Origin of the sequence: Microbispora sitophila, assembly GCF_014892245.1 — a bacterium.
GTDB lineage: Bacteria > Actinomycetota > Actinomycetes > Streptosporangiales > Streptosporangiaceae > Microbispora > Microbispora siamensis.
In genome coordinates, this window is record NZ_JADBGC010000011.1 from 124,645 (window position 1) to 143,135 (window position 18,491).

General features: G+C 71.9%; 17 protein-coding genes. 1 reads left to right on the top strand and 16 read right to left on the bottom strand.

What is annotated here, in order from left to right; genetic code table 11:
- Window positions 1-18 precede the first annotated feature (18 nt).
- Complete coding sequence (locus IL992_RS21405; protein ID WP_319018712.1) at window positions 19-786, top strand: SDR family oxidoreductase; 768 nt, start codon at window positions 19-21, stop codon at window positions 784-786.
- Here the strand turns inward: IL992_RS21405 and IL992_RS21410 are convergent.
- The 16 genes from IL992_RS21410 to IL992_RS21485 all read right to left on the bottom strand — a co-directional run bounded on the left by IL992_RS21410 (window position 765) and on the right by IL992_RS21485 (window position 18,420).
- Complete coding sequence (locus IL992_RS21410; protein ID WP_319018713.1) at window positions 765-1,598, bottom strand: MaoC/PaaZ C-terminal domain-containing protein; 834 nt, start codon at window positions 1,596-1,598, stop codon at window positions 765-767. The two genes, IL992_RS21405 and IL992_RS21410, sit on opposite strands and share 22 nt — an antisense overlap.
- A complete protein-coding gene (locus tag IL992_RS21415; protein WP_193205141.1) occupies window positions 1,595-2,770 on the bottom strand; it encodes a lipid-transfer protein in 1,176 nt (391 codons plus the stop codon). The genes IL992_RS21410 and IL992_RS21415 overlap by 4 nt, the downstream gene beginning before the upstream one ends.
- The gene (locus tag IL992_RS21420) at window positions 2,767-3,192 is read right to left on the bottom strand and encodes a MaoC family dehydratase (protein WP_193205142.1); all 426 of its coding nucleotides are present in this window, start codon (window positions 3,190-3,192) and stop codon (window positions 2,767-2,769) included. Before IL992_RS21420 ends, IL992_RS21415 begins: the two co-directional genes overlap by 4 nt.
- A complete protein-coding gene (locus IL992_RS21425) occupies window positions 3,189-4,298 on the bottom strand; it encodes an acyl-CoA dehydrogenase family protein (protein WP_193205143.1) in 1,110 nt (369 codons plus the stop codon). Before IL992_RS21425 ends, IL992_RS21420 begins: the two co-directional genes overlap by 4 nt.
- A complete protein-coding gene (locus IL992_RS21430; RefSeq protein ID WP_193205144.1) occupies window positions 4,298-5,206 on the bottom strand; it encodes a bifunctional MaoC family dehydratase N-terminal/OB-fold nucleic acid binding domain-containing protein in 909 nt (302 codons plus the stop codon). Before IL992_RS21430 ends, IL992_RS21425 begins: the two co-directional genes overlap by 1 nt.
- Window positions 5,206-6,366: an acyl-CoA dehydrogenase family protein gene (locus tag IL992_RS21435; protein ID WP_193205145.1), complete on the bottom strand. Its 1,161-nt coding sequence runs from the start codon at window positions 6,364-6,366 to the stop codon at window positions 5,206-5,208. The genes IL992_RS21430 and IL992_RS21435 overlap by 1 nt, the downstream gene beginning before the upstream one ends.
- A 13-nt stretch (window positions 6,367-6,379) precedes the next feature.
- On the bottom strand, window positions 6,380-8,041 hold the full coding sequence (locus IL992_RS21440; RefSeq protein WP_193205146.1) for an AMP-binding protein: 1,662 nt from the start codon (window positions 8,039-8,041) through the stop codon (window positions 6,380-6,382).
- Window positions 8,042-8,043: 2 nt separating this feature from the next.
- Window positions 8,044-9,252, bottom strand: a complete 1,209-nt coding sequence (locus tag IL992_RS21445; RefSeq protein WP_193205147.1) for an NADH:flavin oxidoreductase — start codon at window positions 9,250-9,252, stop codon at window positions 8,044-8,046.
- Between the two features lie 99 nt (window positions 9,253-9,351).
- Window positions 9,352-9,708, bottom strand: coding sequence for a hypothetical protein (locus tag IL992_RS21450; RefSeq protein ID WP_193205148.1), 357 nt, complete (start codon window positions 9,706-9,708; stop codon window positions 9,352-9,354).
- Between the two features lie 3 nt (window positions 9,709-9,711).
- Window positions 9,712-10,419: an ABC transporter ATP-binding protein gene (locus tag IL992_RS21455; RefSeq protein ID WP_193205149.1), complete on the bottom strand. Its 708-nt coding sequence runs from the start codon at window positions 10,417-10,419 to the stop codon at window positions 9,712-9,714.
- A complete protein-coding gene (locus tag IL992_RS21460; RefSeq protein ID WP_193205150.1) occupies window positions 10,416-11,162 on the bottom strand; it encodes an ABC transporter ATP-binding protein in 747 nt (248 codons plus the stop codon). Before IL992_RS21460 ends, IL992_RS21455 begins: the two co-directional genes overlap by 4 nt.
- Window positions 11,149-13,386, bottom strand: a complete 2,238-nt coding sequence (locus IL992_RS21465; RefSeq protein ID WP_193205151.1) for an ABC transporter permease — start codon at window positions 13,384-13,386, stop codon at window positions 11,149-11,151. Before IL992_RS21465 ends, IL992_RS21460 begins: the two co-directional genes overlap by 14 nt.
- 93 nt (window positions 13,387-13,479) lie before the next feature.
- Window positions 13,480-14,904 carry an ABC transporter substrate-binding protein gene (locus IL992_RS21470; RefSeq protein ID WP_226873506.1) on the bottom strand — a complete coding sequence of 475 codons (1,425 nt, stop codon included), beginning with the start codon at window positions 14,902-14,904 and terminating at the stop codon, window positions 13,480-13,482.
- 61 nt (window positions 14,905-14,965) lie between these two features.
- The gene (locus tag IL992_RS21475; RefSeq protein WP_193205152.1) at window positions 14,966-15,727 is read right to left on the bottom strand and encodes an SDR family NAD(P)-dependent oxidoreductase; all 762 of its coding nucleotides are present in this window, start codon (window positions 15,725-15,727) and stop codon (window positions 14,966-14,968) included.
- A gap of 601 nt (window positions 15,728-16,328) precedes the next feature.
- The gene (locus tag IL992_RS21480) at window positions 16,329-17,159 is read right to left on the bottom strand and encodes a phosphoenolpyruvate hydrolase family protein (RefSeq protein ID WP_193205153.1); all 831 of its coding nucleotides are present in this window, start codon (window positions 17,157-17,159) and stop codon (window positions 16,329-16,331) included.
- Between the two features lies 1 nt (window position 17,160).
- Entirely contained in the window at window positions 17,161-18,420 is a 1,260-nt protein-coding gene (locus IL992_RS21485) for a Tm-1-like ATP-binding domain-containing protein (protein WP_193205154.1), read from the bottom strand.
- Window positions 18,421-18,491 lie beyond the last annotated feature (71 nt).

The window sequence follows — 18,491 nt, forward strand, 5'->3', positions numbered from 1 at the left end:
GAGAGTCGGGAGGAACTGGTGAACGTGACGATGGATTTCGGCGGCCGGGCGGTGCTGGTCACCGGAGGGACCAAGGGCATCGGCTTCGTGATCGCCGAGGCGTTCCTCGCCGCGGGCGCCGGTGTGGTGGTGTGCGGGCGGAACGAGCCGGACAAGCTGCCCTCGACGGGCGGCCGGACCGCGCGCTTCGTCGCCGCCGACATCCGCGACCCCGCGGAGGCGGCCCGGCTGGTGGAGCAGACCGTGGATCACCTGGGCCGGCTCGACGTGCTGGTCAACAACGCCGGAGGATCGCCGAACGCCGACGCGGCGACGGTCTCGCCGCGGTTCGTCGAGCGGATCGTGGACCTCAACCTGCTCGCGCCGTTCTACGTGGCCCAGCCGGCCAACCTCGTCATGCGCGAGCAGGAGACCGGGGGGTCGATCGTCAACATCGGCAGCGTCTCCGGCGTGGACCCGCAGCCGGGCACCGCGGCGTACTCGGCGGCCAAGGCCGGGCTCCTCATGCTGACCAAGGCGCTGGCGCTGGAATGGTCGCCGAAGGTGCGGGTCAACCACGTCACCACCGGCCTCATCAGGACCGAGGCCGCCGCCTCCCTGTACGGCGAGGACGGCGGCGCGGCCCTGTCGGAGGTCATCCCGATGCGCCGGATGGCGATGCCGCAGGACGTGGCGAACGCCTGCCTCTTCCTGGCGAGCGACCTCGCCTCCTACCTGACCGGGGCGGACGTCCCGGTGCACGGCGGAGGCGAGGTCCCGGCCCGCTACCTGGTGACCGGCGGCTGAAGCGGGCGGAAGACGGCGCGCCCGCCCGTCAGCACGGGCGTGCCGTTCACCGCCACCTCGAAGACCACGGCGTCGTCGGCGTCCCACGTACGCACGTCGAGGCGGTCGCCGGGGAAGACCGGGGCGGCGAACCTGCCCGCCAGCTCGGCCAGGCCGGCCGGGTGCGCGCCCACGGCGTCGGCCAGGGGCAGCGTCACCGCCGCCAGCGTGCACAGGCCGTGCATGAACGGCCTGGGCATCCCGGCCGCCTTCGCCGCCTCCGGGTCGATGTGCATGTGATGCCGGTCGCCGAGCAGGCGGTAAAGCGCGGCCTGGTTCGGCGAGGTGTCCAGCCGGATCTGCCGCGCGGGCGGCGTCTCGGGCCGCTTCGGGGCCGAAGGCCCGCGCTCGCCGCCGAACCCGCCCCGCCCTGGCGCGAACAGCGACCATGTGGCGAGGAAGAACTCGCTGTCCACCTCGACCTCGAAGACCGCGGCGCCGCCCTTGTCCCAGACGCGGGCGACGCGGGCCTTCATGGTCAGTTCGCCCGCCGGCGGCAGCGGCGTGCGGACCACCAGCCGCTGGGAGCCGTGCACGGCCGTCCGGGTGTCGAACGCGCCGAGCGAGCCGAGCGCGTCCGGCGCCCACTGGGCCTTGGTCAGCGCGAACGTCGGCAGCACCCGCAGCCGTTCCTCGAAGACGAGGTCGAGGTCGGTGGCGGGGGCGCCGACGGCGAGCGCGTAGAGGATCGCCTCCCGCTCGTCGTAGGCGACCGTGCGCTCGCCGAGGTCGTGGCCGGCCCACTCGGCAGCGTTCATCTCGCCGGTGTTCACCGGTCCGCTCCGAGCACCAGGCCGCTGGTGGGCACCCCGGTGCCCGCCGTCACGATCACGTTGCGCACTCCTTCCGGCTGGTTGACGCTGGTGCCCCGCACCAGGCGGACGGCCTCGGCGATGCCGTTCATGCCGTGCAGGTAGGCCTCGCCGAGCTGGCCGCCGTGGGTGTTGAACGGCAGCCGCCCGCCGAGCTCCAGGTTGCCCTCGGCGATGAAGTCCTTGGCCTCGCCGGGGGCGCAGAAGCCCAGCTCCTCCAGTTGCGGCAGCACCAGCGGCGTGAAGTGGTCGTACAGGATCGCCGCGTCAATGTCGGCGGGGCCGAGGCCGCTCTGCGCGTACAGCTGCCGCCCGACCAGCCCCATCTCCGGGATGCCGGTGATGCGGGGACGGTAGTAGCTCGTCATCATGTGCTGGTCGTCGCCCGAGCCCTGGGCCGCGCCGAGAATCAGGGCGGGCGGGTGCGGCAGGTCGCGCGCCCGCTCGGCCGAGACCACGACCAGCGCCTGGCCGCCGTCGGTCTCCTGGCAGCAGTCGAGCAGGTGAAGCGGCTCGGCGATCCAGCGCGACGCCTGGTGGTCCTCCAGCGTGATGGGCCGCTGGTAGAACCAGGCCGCCGGGTTGTTCGCGGCGTGCCTGCGGTCCACCACGGCCACCCGGCCGAAGTCCTCGCTGGTCGCGCCGTACTCGTGCATGTAGCGGCGGGCGGACATGGCCACCCACTGGGCGGGCGTCGACAGGCCGAACGGATTGAGCCACGCGTACGCCGCGCCGTCCGCCCCCGTCTCGACGGGCCGGTCCGCCTGGCCGAGGCCGTAGCGCACACCGGACCGCTCGTTGAACGCCCGGTAGCAGACCACGACGTCGGCGACGCCGGTCGCGACGGCGAGCGCCGCCTGCTGGACGGTGCCGCAGGCCGCGCCGCCGCCGTGCGGGATGCGCGAGAAGAACGTGAGGTCGCCCATGCCGGTGTTGCGGGCGACGTGGATCTCGGCGTTGGTGTCGGCGGTGAACGTCACCATTCCGTCCACGTCGGACGGCTTCAGGCCGGCGTCGGCGATGGCCGCGAGCACGGCCTCGCAGGCGAGCCGCAGCTCGCTGCGGCCGGAGTCCTTGGAGAACTCGGTGGCCCCGATTCCCGCGATCGCCGCCGCGGCGGAAAAACCGCTCATCTCACGTCCTTCCCGGGAAGCCGGACGACGGCGGTGCCGGTGACGTGAGCGCCCAGGCCGTTCTCGCCGCGTACGGCGATCTCGACGCGGCGGTCCTCATCGTGCTTGGCGGTGACCGCGCCGGTCAGCGTCATCGTGTCGCCGGGGTAGTTGGGCACGCCGAGCCTGATCCTGATCGCCGTGACGACGGCGGCCGGGCCCGCCCACTCGGTGACGTACCGGTCGACCAGGCCGTTGGTGGTGAGGATGTTCATGAAGATGTCCTTCGACCCGCGCTCGACCGCGAGGCCGGGGTCGTGGTGCACGTCCTGGTAGTCGCGGCTGGCGATCGCGGTCGCCACGATGAGCGTGCGGGTCAGCGGGATCGGCAGCGGGGGCAGCTCCTCCCCCACCGCCACCTCCTCATACGTTCGCCCGTTCATGACGCGATCCTTCCGGCGGCGATGACGGCGCCGAGCTTGGCGAGGTCGGCGCTCGGCCCGCCGAGCGTGCCCGAGATCTGCCTGGCCCACAGGAAGTGCCGGTGGACCGGATAGTCGACGTCGACGCCGATGCCGCCGTGGACGTGCTGAACCCGGTGCGTCACGGTCAGCCCGGCGTCCCCGGCCCACCACTTGGCGACGAGCACGGCCGCCGCGGCGTCCTCCCCTTCCTGCAGGGTGGTGACCGCCTGCCACAGGCACACGCGCATCGCGTCGACGTCGATGTAGCAGTCGGCGAGCTGATGCTGCACGGCCTGGAAGGTGCCGAGCGGGCGGCCGAACTGCTTGCGCTCGGAGAGGTACGTCACGGCGTGCCGGACCGCGCCCTGGGCGACGCCGAGTTGCACGGCCGCCAGCGCGACCGACGCCCGTTCGATCGTCCACGTGACGGCGCCGTCCCCCGGCGTGCCGACCGCCTGCGCCGGGGCGTCGTCCAAGGTGAGGGTGCCGGCGAGGTCGTGCGTCGTGGTCTCCTCGGCCGCCCAGGAGACGCCTTCCGCGTCCGAGGCCACCAGGAACAGGCCCGGCACTCCCTCCGCCGCCGCCGAGACCAGCACGTGGGCCGCGCCGAACGGCGAGGGGACCACCGCCTTGACGCCGGTCAGCCGCCAGATGTTCCCATCCGGGCGGGCCGCGCAGCCCGGCTCGGCCGGGTCGCCCGGGCCGAACTCCTCCAGCGCCACGGTGAGCCGGGACGAGCCGTCCGCCGCTCCGGGGAGCAGGCTCTCACGCTGCTCGCGGGTGCCGTGCGCGGCGACCGCGAGCGCGCCGACGGCCGCGGGCCACAGCGGCACCGGGGCGACGTGGCGGCCCTGCTCCTCCAGCAGCACGCACAGCGCGCCCAGGCCGAGCCCGGCGCCGCCCGCCTCCTCCGGCAGCGCGATGCCGAGCAGGCCGGCCTTGCCCAGCTCCGCCCACAGCTCCTCGTCCAGGCGGCCCGGCGAGCCCTCCACCTCGCGTACGCGCTCGGTCGTGGCGCGGTCGGCGAAGATCCGATTCGCCAGGGCACGCACCGCTTCGAGCTCTTCGTCCAGCGTGAAGTCCATCAGTTGTTCTCCTGCGGGCGGAACACCGGAAGTGACAGGTCGGGATCGGCGTCCAGCCAGTCGAGGACGACGGGCATGCCGATCTCGACCTCTCCGGGTTCCACGCCGACCAGGTTGGTGATGAGCCGCGTGCCCTCGTCGAGCTCCACGACCGCGACGATCAGCGGATACTCGAACGCCGGGTGGCGGGGATGGTGGGCGACCACGAAGCTGTAGACGTGCCCGCGGCCCGACGCCTCGGCGGTGTCCCACTCGAACGAGCCGCAGTGCGGGCAGCACGGGCCGGGCGGGTGACGCAGCGTCGCGCACCCGGCGCAGCGCTGGATCACCAGCCGGTGCTCACGCGCCGCCTCGAACCAGAACGCGTTGTCCCGATTGACCGCCGGGCGCGGCCGCAGCGCCTTCGGGGCCTGGTCTTTTGGCCGGAACCGGAGCAGGCGCCAGCGCTGCACGGCGACGACCTCGCCGTCCTGGTCGGTGTAGGTGCGGACCGTGGTCACGAACCGCCCGACGCCCAGCGCGGTGCTCTTCTCCGGGGAGACCGACTCCACGACCTCCCGGACGCTCACGCGGTCGCCGACGACCAGCTCCCGGTGGAACTCGAACTCCGAGTCGGTCGCCACCACCGAGGTGTAGCCGTCCTTCTCGAGCAGCGCGTTCAGCTCCTCGGCCCCCTGACCGTTCGCAACGGTCGCGGCGTACCCCCGCATCGTCCACGCCTGCGTCATCGACGCGGGCGCGACGATCCCGGGACGGCCGGTCGCGCGCGCGGCGTCGTCGTCCAGGTAAACGGGGTTGCGGTCGCCCATCGCCTCGGCCCAGTGCCGGATCATGGGCACGTTCACCGGGTCAGGCCCCTCCCGCGGCGGGACGATCTCCCGTCCGGCGAAGTCCTCGTAACTGCTCATCAGCGACCAGCCCGGGGAAGACCGAGGCCCTGGGTGGCGACCATGTCCCGCAGGACCTCGTTCACGCCGCCGCCGAAGGTGTTGACGATGCCCTGCCGCGACAACTGCTCGATCTGCCCGGCGAGCACGGCGCCCGGCGACTCGGGGCGGACGCGCCCTCCCGCGCCGATGACCCCCGACAGCGTGCGCTGCACGTCGATGTGGGTCTCGGTGCCGTACACCTTGGCCGCGCCGGCGTCCGCGCCCGACAACGCGTCACGCGCGACCGCGTCGGTCATCTTCCAGTTCATCAGCCGCATCGCCTCCAGCCGGGCGTACGCGCGGGCGAGGTCCCGCCGCACCCACGGCAGCTCCATCGCGCCGTTGTCCCGCGCCCAGCCGGCGACCTGCTCCCAGAGCTGGATCATCCGGCCGCCGAGCGCGGCCAGGCCGATGCGCTCGTGGTTGAGCTGGTGGGTGATGAGCCGCCAGCCGCCGTTCACCTCGCCGACGACCGCGTCGGCCGGCACCCGTACGCCGCTGTAGTACGTGGCCGTCACGACCATCCCGCCCACGGCCTGGATGGGACTCCAGGAGAATCCGGGCGCGTCCGTCGGCACGATCAGGATCGAGATGCCCTTGTGCTTGGGCGCGTCGGGGTCCGTACGGCAGGCCAGCCACACGTAGTCGGCGGTGTTGGCGCCGCTGGTGAAGATCTTGCTGCCGTCGATCACCCACTCGTCGCCGTCCCTGACCGCCCGGGTGGTGAGGGAGGCGAGGTCGGTGCCCGCGCCGGGCTCGGTGTAGCCGATCGCGAAGACCACGTCGCCGGACAGGATGCCGGGCAGATACCGCTTCTTCTGCTCGGGAGACCCGTGGCTCATCAGCGTCGGGCCGACCGTGTTGACGGTGACGAACGGGAACGGCAGCCCGGCCCGCTGGACCTCGTCGAAGAACACGTACTGCTCCTCGACCGACCGGCCCTGCCCGCCGTACTCGACCGGCCAGCCGATGCCGAGCCAGCCGTCGGCGCCGAGGCGCCGCACCACCTCGCGGAACCGGGAGCCGCCGACGCCCTCCTCGCCGACGCGGCGCCGCTCGTCCTCGGGCAGCAGGCCCGCGAAGTACTCCCTCAGCTCCCGGCGTAGCCGCCGCTGCTCGGGGCTTTCACGCAGATCCATGTCCCGCTCTCCTTCACGCCTGACCGAGGAAGCGCAGGCGCCCGTTGGCGGCGAACTCCTCGCGCAGCGCGGCCTTGTCCTGTCCGGTCATGAGGGCGTACCGGGGCGCGCCCCGGCCTGCCCATCGGTAGACGGAATCGCCGGTCCGCCAGCCCTCCATCTGCATCTCCTTCTTGCGCAGCTTGTTCGACCCGGTGGCCGGCAGCGCGTGGGAGACCCGCACGTAGCGCGGCGCCCCCTTGGTGCCGAGGTCCTCCTGCGCGGCCAGGAACTCCGGCAGGCCGAGGTCCTCGAACGACGTGCCCTCGGGGATCTCGAGCGCGGCCATGACCTGGTCGCCGGAGCGCGGGTCGGGCACGCCGAACACGGCCGCCGCGACGATCAGCGGGTGCCGGCGCAGCACGCGCTCGGTCAGCAGCGCGGAGATGTTCTCGCCGTCCACCCGGATCCAGTCGCCCGACCGGCCCGCGAAGTAGATGTAGCCGTCCTCGTCGACGTAGCCGAGGTCGCCGGTCCAGTACCAGCCGTGCCGGACCCGCTCGGCGTTGGCCGCCTCGTTCTTGTAGTAGCCCTCGAACCTGGCCGCGCCGTCGACGTCCACGATCTCGCCGATGGCCTCCTCGGCGTTGGTCACCCGGCCGTGCGCGTCGAGCACGGCGCGCGGGCAGGTCTGCCGGGTCTCCGGGTTGACCACTCGTACGCCGGCGCGCGCCGGGCGGCCGAGCGCGGACGCCGGGCCCTCGGGCGCGAGTTTGATCATGCCTGCGCCCTCGCTCGACCCGTAGCTCTCGATGAGCCGGCAGCCGAACCTGCGCAGGAACTCGGCCTGGTCCTCCGGTGACGCCTCGGTGCCGAAGGCGTGGTCGAGCGTGTTGTCGGCGTCGTCGGGCCGCTCCGGCTGGGCCAGGACGTACGCGATGGCCTTGCCGACGTAGGTGAAGAACGTGACGCCGTAGAAACGGACGTCGGGCAGGAACCCGGAGGCGGAGAACTTCGGCACGAGGACGACCGTCGCCCCTGCGGTCAGCGACGGCGCCCACAGCGCCATCAGCGCGTTGCCGTGGAAGAGCGGCATGCAGCAATAACTGACGTCGTGCCGCCGCACGTCGTACTTCTCGCAGTTGGCGTAGCCCAGCCCGGTCAGCCGGCCCTGCGAGCAGATGGCGGCCTTGGACGCGCCGGTGGTGCCCGAGGTGAACAGCAGCAGCATCCGCGTCTTGGGCGTGATCTCCGGGTCGCGGACCGGCTCGCAGGCGTGCGCGGCGACCGCATCCGCGTAGTCGTCTCCGTCCACCAGCAGGAAGCGGTCGCGCGGCACGCCGATGTCGAGGCCGTCCAGCAGCTTCAGGCCGGCCTCGTCGGTGACGACGAGCTGCAGGTCGGTATGCCTGACCTCCTGCTCCAGGTAGGCGCCGCGACGGGTGCTGTTGATCCCGACGATCGTCGCGCCGCTCAGCGCGGCGGCGCCGAGCCAGAAGATGTACTCGGGGGTGTTGTCGAGCAACACCCCGATGTGGAAGGGACCCTCCACGCGGAGCGCCCGGGCCAGCGCCGCCCGGGCGGCGCTCTCCCGCACCACCTCGTCCCAAGTCCAGGTGCGTTCGCGGGTCCGCAGGCCGGGGTGGTCGTCGCCCAGGCGGTCGAGCAGCAGGTCGGCGATGGTCTCCCGGCGCACCGCTACCCCTTCTGCCGTACGGCGATCGGGCCGGTCAGCACGCAGTGGGTGCCGCCGTAGATCGCGGTCATGCACTTGTTGCAGTGGATGCACAGCGACCTGACGCTGTTGTCGGCCTGGATGCGGTTGACGAGGTCGGGCTCGCGCAGCAGCGCCCGGGCCATCGCGACGAACTGGAAGCCCTCGGCCATCGCCTGGTCCATGACCTGCTTGTTCGTGATCCCGCCGAGCAGGATGAGCGGCATCGTCAGCGCGGCGCGGAACTGCCGGGCGTCGTCGAGCAGGTAGGCGTCCTTGTAGGGGTAGGCGCGCAGGAAGTGTTTGCCGACGAGCTGGACGCCGAGCTTCACCGGCTGCTTCATGACCCCCGCGAACTCGCGCAGCGGGGCGTCGCCCTTGAACAGGTACATGGGGTTGAGCAGCGAGCTGCCGGCGGTGAGCTCCAGCGCGTCGAGCGAGCCGTCCTCCTCCAGCCACTGCGCGACCTTGATCGACTCGTCCAGCCAGAAGCCGCCGGGCACGCCGTCGTCCATGTTGAGTTTGGCGGTGATCGCGATCCGGTCGCCGACCGCGTCGCGCACCGCGCGGGCGATGTCCCGCGACAGGCGGGCCCGGTTCTCCAGGCTGCCGCCGTACTCGTCCTTGCGGTGGTTGACCCGCGGGCTGAGGAACGAGCTCGCGAGGTAGTTGTGCCCGAGGTGGATCTCGACGGCGTCGAAGCCCGCCTCGATCGCCATCTTCCCCGCGTGGGCGTGGGCGGCGACGATCCGCCGCAGGTCCTCCCGGGTCGCGGCCTTGGTGAAGCTCGTCGTGGTGGCGTGGAAGTGCCGGGTGGGGCCGAGCGAGGGCAGCTTGTTCGACTTCGGGTTGGCGACCGGCCCGGCGTGACCGATCTGCGCGGCGACCGCGGCGCCCTCGGCGTGCACGGCCTCGGTGAGTCTGCGCAGGCCCGGCAGCGCCTCGGGGGTCCACTGGATCTGGCGCGCGTCCGTGCGCCCCTCCGGGGCGACCGCGCAGTAGGCCACGGTGGTCATGCCGACGCCGCCGCGGGCGTGCCGTACGTGGAACGCGATGAGCTCGTCGGTGACGAGGCTCTTACGGCTCAGCCCTTCGTACGTGGCCGCCTTGATGATGCGGTTGCGCAGGGTCACCGGCCCCAGCTTCGCCGGGGCGAGCACGTCCGGAGCCGTCCGGGGCGCTTCCTGAGTCAATGGGGGATCCTCCACTCCGGTCTTCAAGCTGTCCAGACGTTAGTCAGCGGGACCCGCCGGCGATCCGGTGAATCCCGCTGACCGGGAGAAACCGGCCTGTCAGGCCCCTCGGCCCTCAAGGGCGGCGGCGATCCGGTCCGCCTGCGCCTCGCTCTCCAGGAGCTGGCGCAGCAGCCACAGCCGCAGCACGCCCGCCACCGCGGCGGCGAGGTACAGCGCGGCGCCGAGCACGGTCACCGCGGCGCACGCCGTCGCGAGGATCTGGAAGGAGCCGATGTCCCTCAGGTCGTCCTGGGTGAGCGAGTTGTTGTACGCGACGAGCCCGCCCACGACGCCGGCCACCATCAGCAGCACGCCGAGGACGCGGATCTTCCCGTCGTGCCTGGACCCGCCGGTCTTCAGCTTCATCCGCGCCACGTCAGACGTGAAGCGCTCGCGTCGTTCCTCGGTCAGCATCGGTCAGCCTCCTAGGTAGCTGCTTGAGAGTTGGTCCTCGATGTCGCCGGGGCAGCCGGACGCGACGACGCGTCCGTGCAGCATCAGGGCGGCGGTGTCGGCGATGGGCAGCACGACGCGGGCGAACTGCTCGGCCACCAGGACCGACAGCCCCTCCGCCACGAGCTGCGCCACGGTGTCGTACATCTGGGTCACGATCATGGGAGCGAGCCCCATGGACAGCTCGTCGAGCAGCAGGATCGCCGGATCGGTGCCCAGCGCCCGCGACAGCGCGAGCATCTGCTGCTGGCCGCCCGACAGCGAGCCCGCGAGCTGGTGGCGGCGCTCGCCGAGGATCGGGAAGCGGCTGTAGGCGGCCTCCTCCAGGTCCGCCAGGCGCGCCCCGGTGCCGGTGGCCGCCCACAGGTTCTCCCGCACGGTCAGGTTGGGGAACACGCCCCTGCCCTCGGGGATCGAGCAGATGCCGAGCCGCGCGGCGTCCTGGGCGGTCATGCCGTTGACCCGCCGCCCGGCGAGCCGCAGCTCGCCGCCGGTCAGCGGCAGCAGCCCGGCGCAGACCTTCATCGTGGTGGACTTGCCGCCGCCGTTCGGACCGAGCAGAGCCACCACCGACCCTGCGTGCACAGTGAGATCCACCCCGTGCAGCACCTGGATCGGCCCGTACGCCGCACGGGCGCCCGCCAGTTCCAGCAGCGGCACCTGCTCGTTCATCCGGTGACCTCCCCGGTGTCGATCTCTTCTGCGCCGATGTAGGCCGCGACGACCTCGGGCGACTCCTGGATGTCCTTCGGCGTGCCCGAGGCGATGAGCCTGCCGTAGTCGAGCACGTGGATCGTCGCGCACAGCCGCATGACCAGCGGCAGGTCGTGTTCGACCAGGCAGATCGCCAGCCCTTCCGCGGCGAGGCCGGTCAGCAGGGCGGCGAACGCCTCGGTCTCGCGCTCGGTCTGGCCGGAGGCGGGCTCGTCCAGCAGGAGCACGCGCGGCTCGGTCATCAGCGCCCTGGCGACCTCCACCACCCGGGCCCGGCCGGTCGGGATGGCCGAGACCTCGAGATCGGCGATGTCCTCCAGGCCGGTGCGCGCCAGGACGCGGTCCGTCTCCCTCTCGACGTCCACCTTGCGTCCGGTGGCGCGCAGGACGTCGCCGGCGACCCTGACGTTGTCGCGCACCGACAGCGACAGGAACAGCTCCAGCCGCTGGAAGGTGCGCGCCAGGCCCAGGCGGGCCCGCCTGGCCGGGGCGAGGCGGGTGATGTCGGCGCCGTCGAGCAGCACCCGCCCGGCGGCCGGCCGCTGCAGGCCGGTGACCGTGTTGAACAGCGTCGTCTTGCCGGCGCCGTTCGGTCCGATCAGGCCGGTGATCCGCCCGGCCTCGACGCCGATGCCGACCCCGTCGACCGCGGTGTTGCCGCCGAACCGCACCGTGACATCGCGTGTCTCAAGCAGCGGCATGGACGCTTCCCTCCTTCCCCGCCGTACGCTCCCGGACGGGCATGCCGAGCTCCCGGTCGAGGCGTTCGCGCAGCTCGTCGGTGTACGGCTCGTCCACCCCGGCCAGCTCCGGCGGGGTCGCCCGCGCGGGCGCCTCCGCCCGCATCCGGCCCGCGACGGGCAACGCCATGGCCAGGCACACGGTCAGGGTGGCGAACCACCAGTTGCCGATGACCCCGGTCAGCGCCAGGACGTACAGCACGGCCTCGACGGCGGCGGCCCCGGCCAGCAGCCCCTTGGCGCCGCGCAGCGTGCGGTAGCCCTCGACGATCTTGTGGACGTTGCCGCTGGGGTTCTCGCCGACGCCCATGCCGATGAGAGCGGTGGCGACCACGAGGAGCTGGCCGATCGTCTTGTAGATCGTCTCCACCGAGGGGTGCGCGACGGCGAGGTCGTTGAACGTGGCCACCATGATCGTGAATCCGACTCCGGACATCAGGCCGCCGAACAAGGCGCCGCTGATGTAGCCGATGCCGCCGACGACCGTGAGCATGACGAGCGCCAGGCTCGCCATGATCGCGAAGTTGTCGCTCGCGACCGAGCCGCTGGCGCTCGCCATCAGCACCCCGCCGAGGCCCGCGATGGCCGCCGAGAGCATGAACACGCCGAACTTCAGCTTCACCAGGTTCTGGCCGAGCATGGCGGTCGCCGCCGGGCTGTCCTTCATCGCCGCCAGGCGCCTGCCGTACCCGCCGGCGCGCAGCGCGGCCAGGCCGACCGCGATCAGCGCGAACAGCACGGTCGCGGTCATCAGCAACGTGCGCGGGTCGCGCAGGTCGAGCGGGCCCACCTGGAGCGGCGGCACGATCAGCGTGCCGCTGGGGAAGATCGAGAACGTCACGCCGAAGACCGTGTGCTCGACGGTGTCGCGCAGCACCATGGTCGACAGGAACACGCCGAACGCCATCGTTGCGAGCGCCAGGTAGAGTCCGCGCAGCCGCAGCGCCGGCAGCGCGACCAGGCCGCCCACGACCGCGGTGACGAGGACGGCGAGCAGCACGCCCCACAGCGTCAGCCGGGAGGCCAGGCCGCTGCCGGTGACGCCGAAGTGGAACGCGATGATCGTACCGACCGCGCCGAACGACAGCGGGGCGAGGTTGATCTCCCCGGCGTACCCGGTCAGCAGGGTGAGGGAGAGCGCGATGATCGCGAACGTCATCCCGAGCGCGAGCGTCGTGATGGACCCGTCGTCCATGAGCAGCGCGAGCAGGAAGACCGCGGCCACGAGCGCGACGCCCCACACGGCCGCGGACCGCGGCGTGGGCGGCCGGTACCGCTCGCGGGTGCGCACCGCCGCCACCCGCAGGCGGTCCTGCGGCAGCACGATGAGCACCACGAACAAGATGATCATCGGCAGCGAGACCCGGAGGTTGCCGGTCCACGTCCAGTCGGTCGGCAAGAACGCCATGACGTACGTCGCCGCCATGCCGAGCACCATCGCGCCGGCGAAGGTGCGCGGAATGCTGCGCAGCCGCCCGAACATGGCGGCCGCGAACGCGTCGATGACCAGCAGCGTGAGCTGGTTGGCCTCCAGCGCGCCGCCGCCGATCGGGGTGACCAGGATGCCGGCCAGCACGGCGAGGGTCGAGCCCATCGCCCACGCCAGCATGGCGATCCTGTCGGGATCGTGGCCGTTGAGCCGCAGCAGGTCGGGGTCGTCCACGGCGCCCCGCATGACCACCCCGACCCGGGTGCGGGTGAACAGCAGCCGCAGCCCGATCGCGACCGCCACGGCGACCACGAGGCAGATGAGCTCGTGGACGCGGACGACCACGCCGCCGAACTCGATCTTCGCGCCTGCCCCGAAGAACATCTCCATGATCCGGGCGTCTTCCGGGTGCCAGATCCACTGGGACAGGTAGACCATCCCGAGCAGGATGGCGACGGTCACGACGATCTTGGTCACGTCCGCCGTCTCGCGCAGCCCCTTCATGATCAGCGTGTGGAGCAGGGCGCCCATCGCGGGCCCCGCCAGGCCCACCACGACGATGAGCGACAGCCAGGCCGGCCAGCCCCAGCCGTAGGTGAACTGCCAGTACAGGAACGTGCCCAGCATCGCCTGGGCGCCGTGGGCGAAGTTGAAGATTCCCGAGGTGGTGTAGGTGAGGACCAGCCCGGACGCGGCGATGGCGTAGACCGCGCCGAGGACCAGCCCGAGGATCGTGAAGGTCAGAAACGTCGTCATGCGAGGCCCTAGCTCGAAGACAGCTGCTCGAAACGGCTGCTCTGGACGGCGAGGACGGCGGCGGGCCGGCGGACCGGCCCGCCGCCGGGGCGATCAAACCTGCGGCTTGATCACGTCGGCGGTGAGGAAGGTGGTCGCGATGCGGTCCTCGTTGAGCTTGGTGCCCCAGGTCGACGGGTCCGTCTTGAGCAGGTTGCCCTTGTCGCACGCGAACTCGCCGACGGTGGCCGGGGCGACCTGCTTGTACGTCGAGCCGGTGAGCTTGACCAGCAGGGTGCAGTCGGACGGCATGTTGGCGCCCGGGTCGGTCGGGGCGTGCAGGCCGCCGCCGGTCCACTCGTGGATCTGCGACAGCGTGTTCACCATGCACTGGCGGGTGAGGTCGGAGCCGCAGTCCTTGGCCGCGGTGGCCCACAGCAGGAACGCGGAGGTCGCCTGCATGCCGAGCAGCGCGGTCTTGCCGCCCTCGGCGCCGACCAGGTCGAGGTACTTCTTCACCGCCGGCACCTTGTCGGCGTTCTCGAACGGCTGGAAGATCAGGCCGGCGTGGATGTTGTCGCCCTGGCCGCTGGTGTTCCACTTCGCGACGGCGTCGCTGTACCAGGTGGCCTCGAACACCAGCGTCGGGTGGGCGCCCACGCGGTCCAGCGACTCGAGCAGGCTGAAGGCGGCCGGGTCCGGCGACTTGGACGTCCACAGTGCCTTGACGCCACACGACTTGAACTTCTCCGCGAACGGCACGTAGCTCGGGTCACCCTCGGAGTTGAGCTGGACGCCGCAGTCCTTCGGCGTGATGCCGATCTCCTTCAGGGCGGCCTTGATCTTGTTGCTGCCCGTCATCACGGCGGGCGAGTTGGACGTGATCAGGTCCACGTCCGAGGCGAACTCGGGGAAGGTCTTGGCGGCCAGCTTCAGCGGGGCGGCGTTGTAGTAGTCGACCGGGTACGGCACGGCCTCGAACTTCATCGGGCCCATCGCGGCGTTCGGCCCGACGGTGTAGCCCGCGACCACCGGCAGCTTGCAGGCGACGCGGTACTGCTCGGCGGCGTCGTCCATCGCGAAGCCCTCGCCGACGAGCATGAAGTCCTGCTTGCACGCCTTCTGCATGACGGTGGCCGCCTGCATGTAGGCCGCGTCGTACTGGTGGCCCACGATCTGGCGGCCGTTGACGCCGCCCTGCTTGTTGCACCACTTGATCATGGCGCTCACCGCGTCGCCCATCTCCTTGGACAGGCCGGGGGCCTTGGTGAAACCGCGGTCGTCGCCGTAGCCGATGGTGATCGCCGTGTCGGTGACGCCCTGGTCGGTGGCGCCCGTGGCGTCACCCGGCCCGCAGGGCGACGCCAGGGTGCCGAACGTCTCCTGACCGCCCGGGGCGGCGGGCGACTGCGCGTCGCCGCCGCTCGCCGGGACCGCCGCCGAGCCGCCGCGCTCGCCGGCGCAGCCCGCCAGCATCGCCATGGCCATCACGGGGGCCAGGGCACCGGCCGCCACGCGGCCGATCGCCTTGCCGTTCATCCGGTGGTTCTCCTTTCACTGACCGCCAGGCGGCGGCAGGTGGTGCGGGGGGTGCGGCGGCTCAGCCGAAGAAGGCCTGCCCGCCGTCGAGGGGCACGGTCGCGCCGGTCAGGTAGCGCAGATCCGGGCCCACGAGCGCGACCACGGCGCGGCCGATGTCCTGCTCGCAGTCGCCGATGTAGCCGAGGGGGATGGTCTTGCGGAACGCCTCCGCCTCCTCGGGGAAGGCCTCCGTCCACCGCTTCAGCCCCGGTGACAGAGCGTGCGGGGCGATGTTGTTGGCGCGGATGCCGTCCGGCCCCCACTCGGTGGCCGCCGTACGCGTGAGCGAGCGCAGCGCCTGCTTCGCCGCGGCGTACGCGCCGTACGTGGTGGGGTCCCAGCGGACCATGGCCGAGGTGACGAGGTTGACGATGCTGCCGCCGCCGCGCGCCTTCATGTGGGGGTGGCAGGCCTTCATGAACGCGAACGCGGCGAACGGGCCGCTGCGGAAGCCCTTCTGGAAGTCGGCGTCGCTCATCGACAGCAGCGGGCCGTACGCGCCGGTGTAGGCGTTGTTGACGAGGATGTCCACTCCGCCGAACCGGGTCACGACGGCCTCGACCACCGCGGGGATCGCGTCGGTCTCGGTCACCTCGCACTGGAACGGCTCCGCCGTCCCGCCCCGCTCGCGGATCAGCTCGCAGGTCGTCTGCAGCTTCGCGGTCGTGCGGCCGAGCACCGCCACGGCCGCGCCCTCCGAGGCGAGGGCGAGCGCGATGCCCTGGCCGACACCCTGGCCCGCTCCCGTAACAATCGCGACTTTCCCGTCCAGACTTCCCATACGTCTTCCGTTCCGCCGTGTGTTGGGCCGAAATAGTGGTGTGACGCGGCACACGAAAAGTGAGCAGTCTCGCTCACTGGGAACAGGCTGCCTGCCGGGGTGACGGCGTCGTGGGGTCGTCCCGGTCACCGGGAGGCCCGCCGCCGCGCAGGCCGGCGTGAGGTTGGGTGGGACAGCGCCGGATCATAGAGAGCCGGCGGGCGACAGGGCCGCGGCGGGACCGCTCCGGTCATCGCGTTCGCTGTCTCGGGCGACGTCTGGGAGTGGTGGCTACCGAGTGGCGACGCGTACGGGCAACGCTCCCGATTCGCCCAGCGGGCACACCGGCTTCCGGTCCGCACCTCGCCCTGGTCGAGCCCGGCGTCGACGAGCCGCCGCGGTCGCGTGGAACAGCACGCGGCGCGCTCACCCCGGGCCGGGCGAGGTCCGTCTCCAGTTCGGCCGTCACGGCCTTGAGGTAGCCGGAATGGCGCTCTGTCGAACGGATGACGTCCTCGAACACTCTGAGGAGAGCGCCGTCAGGTTGTCCATCTGGTCCGCCCGCGGCGCGACCAGCACCTCGTCCTTGGAACGGACCTCCTCCAGGCCCAGGTGGTGAGCGTCACGCAGGGCTGAGCCGCAGGCTCTTGAACTCGGTCGCCTGGGCGGCGATCGCCTTCTCCGTGGGAAGGCGTTCCATCGACGACGCCCCGAAGAAGCCCGCGATCCCGCTCGTGTGGTCGAGGACGAACTGGGCGTCCTCCGGTTCCGCGATGGGGCCGCCGTGGCAGAGCACGATGACGTCGGGGTTCACCGCGACGGCGGCGTCGCGCATCTCCTGCACCGCGGCGGCCGCCTCTTCGAGGGTGAGGGCGGTTTCCGCACCGATGCTGCCGCTCGTGGTCAGCCCGACGTGGGACACGAGGACGTCGGCTCCGGCCTCGGCCATCGCCGCGGCCTGCTCGGCGTCGAAGACGTAGGGGGCGGTGAGCAGGTCACGCCGCCGCGCTTCGCGGATCATGTCCACCTCGAGCCGGTAACCCATCCCGGTCTCCTCGAGGTTCTGCCGGAACCTGCCGTCGTACAGGCCCACGGTGGGGAAGTTCTGCACACCGGCGAAGCCCATCGCCTTGAGCTGGTCGAGGAAGGGGCCCATGAGCCGGAAGGGGTCGGTGCCGCAGACCCCGGCCAGCACGGGGGTGTCACGCACGACCGGGAGGACTTCCCTGGCCATGTCGACGACGATCGCGTTGGCGTCGCCGTACGGAAGCAGCCCGGCGAGCGACCCTCGACCGGCCATGCGGTAGCGGCCCGAGTTGTAGATGATCAGCAGGTCGACGCCGCCTGCCTCGGCGGCCTTGGCCGACAGGCCGGTGCCGGCGCCCGCTCCGATGATGGGCCGGCCGGCCTCGACGGTGGCGCGCAGGCGTTCGAGAGCTGTCTCGCGGTTCATCTCATTCTCCGGTCCGACGTGCGCGGATGAGGCGGTGCAGGGCTTCGGCCGCGGTACGGCCGAAGCCCGGATCGTTGATGGCGGCGTCCACGTCGTGGACGGGGACGCCGGTGTCCCTCAGGCCGTCCCGGAGCGCGGCGAAGCAGGCGGCGTCGGCGTCGGGGTCGTCGAAGGGCCCTCCTTCGACGTCGATCCCGGAGACGCCCTTCAGCGGCAGGTAGACCTCCACCGGCCCGGTGGCGCGACTGAGCTTGTCGCCGATCCTGGCTCCCAGCTCAGCCATCTCCTCGCGGGTCGTCCGCATCAGGGTGACCGTGGGGTTGTGCACCAGGAACTTCCGGTCCGCGAACTTCTCCGGGACGGTGTCCCGGGGCCCGAAGTTGACCATGTCGAGAGCGCCGACGCTGACCACCTGCGGGATCCCGGCCCGCCCCGCCGCCTCCAGCCGGTCGGGGCCTGCGGTGAGGACCCCGCCGACGAGGTCGTCGGCCAGCTCCGTGGTGGTCAGGTCGAGGACGCCGTCGAGCATGCCGGAGGCGGCGAGGGCCTCCATCGCCCGCCCGCCGGAACCGGTGGCGTGGAAGACCAGCACCTCGTATCCGGCGCTCGTCAGGTAGTCACGGGCTTCGTCGACGGCGGGCGTGGTGAGCCCGAACATCGTGGCGGCGACGAGCTTCCGCTCGCCGCCGGTCTCAGCACCGGTCTCTGTGCCCGTCTCGGTGCGGACCCGGGCGTACCGCTGGGCCATTCCGGCCGCCGCGGCGGCGGCGTTGCCGAGGACCGCGCGCGAGAGCCGGTTGATGCCGGAGATGTCCACGACGGAGTACATGAGGGTGACGTCGACGTCCCCGACATAGGGGCGCACGTCACCCGAGGCCATGGTCGAGACCAGCAGCTTGGGCACGCCGACGGGCAGGGCCTGAAGCGCACGGGCGGCGACGGACGAGCCGCTGGAGCCGCCGATCGCGAGCAGGCCGTCGAGGCGCCCCTCGTCGAACAGCCGCCGGACGATCACGGCGGCGCCGGTCGCCATCGCGTCCATCGCGGCGCCGCGGTCGCGGGCGTCGCGGAGCCGGTCGAGCTCGGTGCCGGCCGCCCGCGCCACCTCGTCCGCGCCGATGTCGGCGAGTTCCGCCCCATGGGCGAAGGTGCCCACATTGATCAGGAGCACGTCGCAGCCGGCGTCGCGCAGTCGGTCGTGGACCCAGCGGTACTCCTCGGTCTTGGTGTCCAGCGTTCCCAGCAGCACCACCGTCGCCACCGCGACCTCCTGCCGTCATCGACCCGCGCGTACGGACGAGGATGGCGGGCCGTCACCGGATCGGCCAGGCC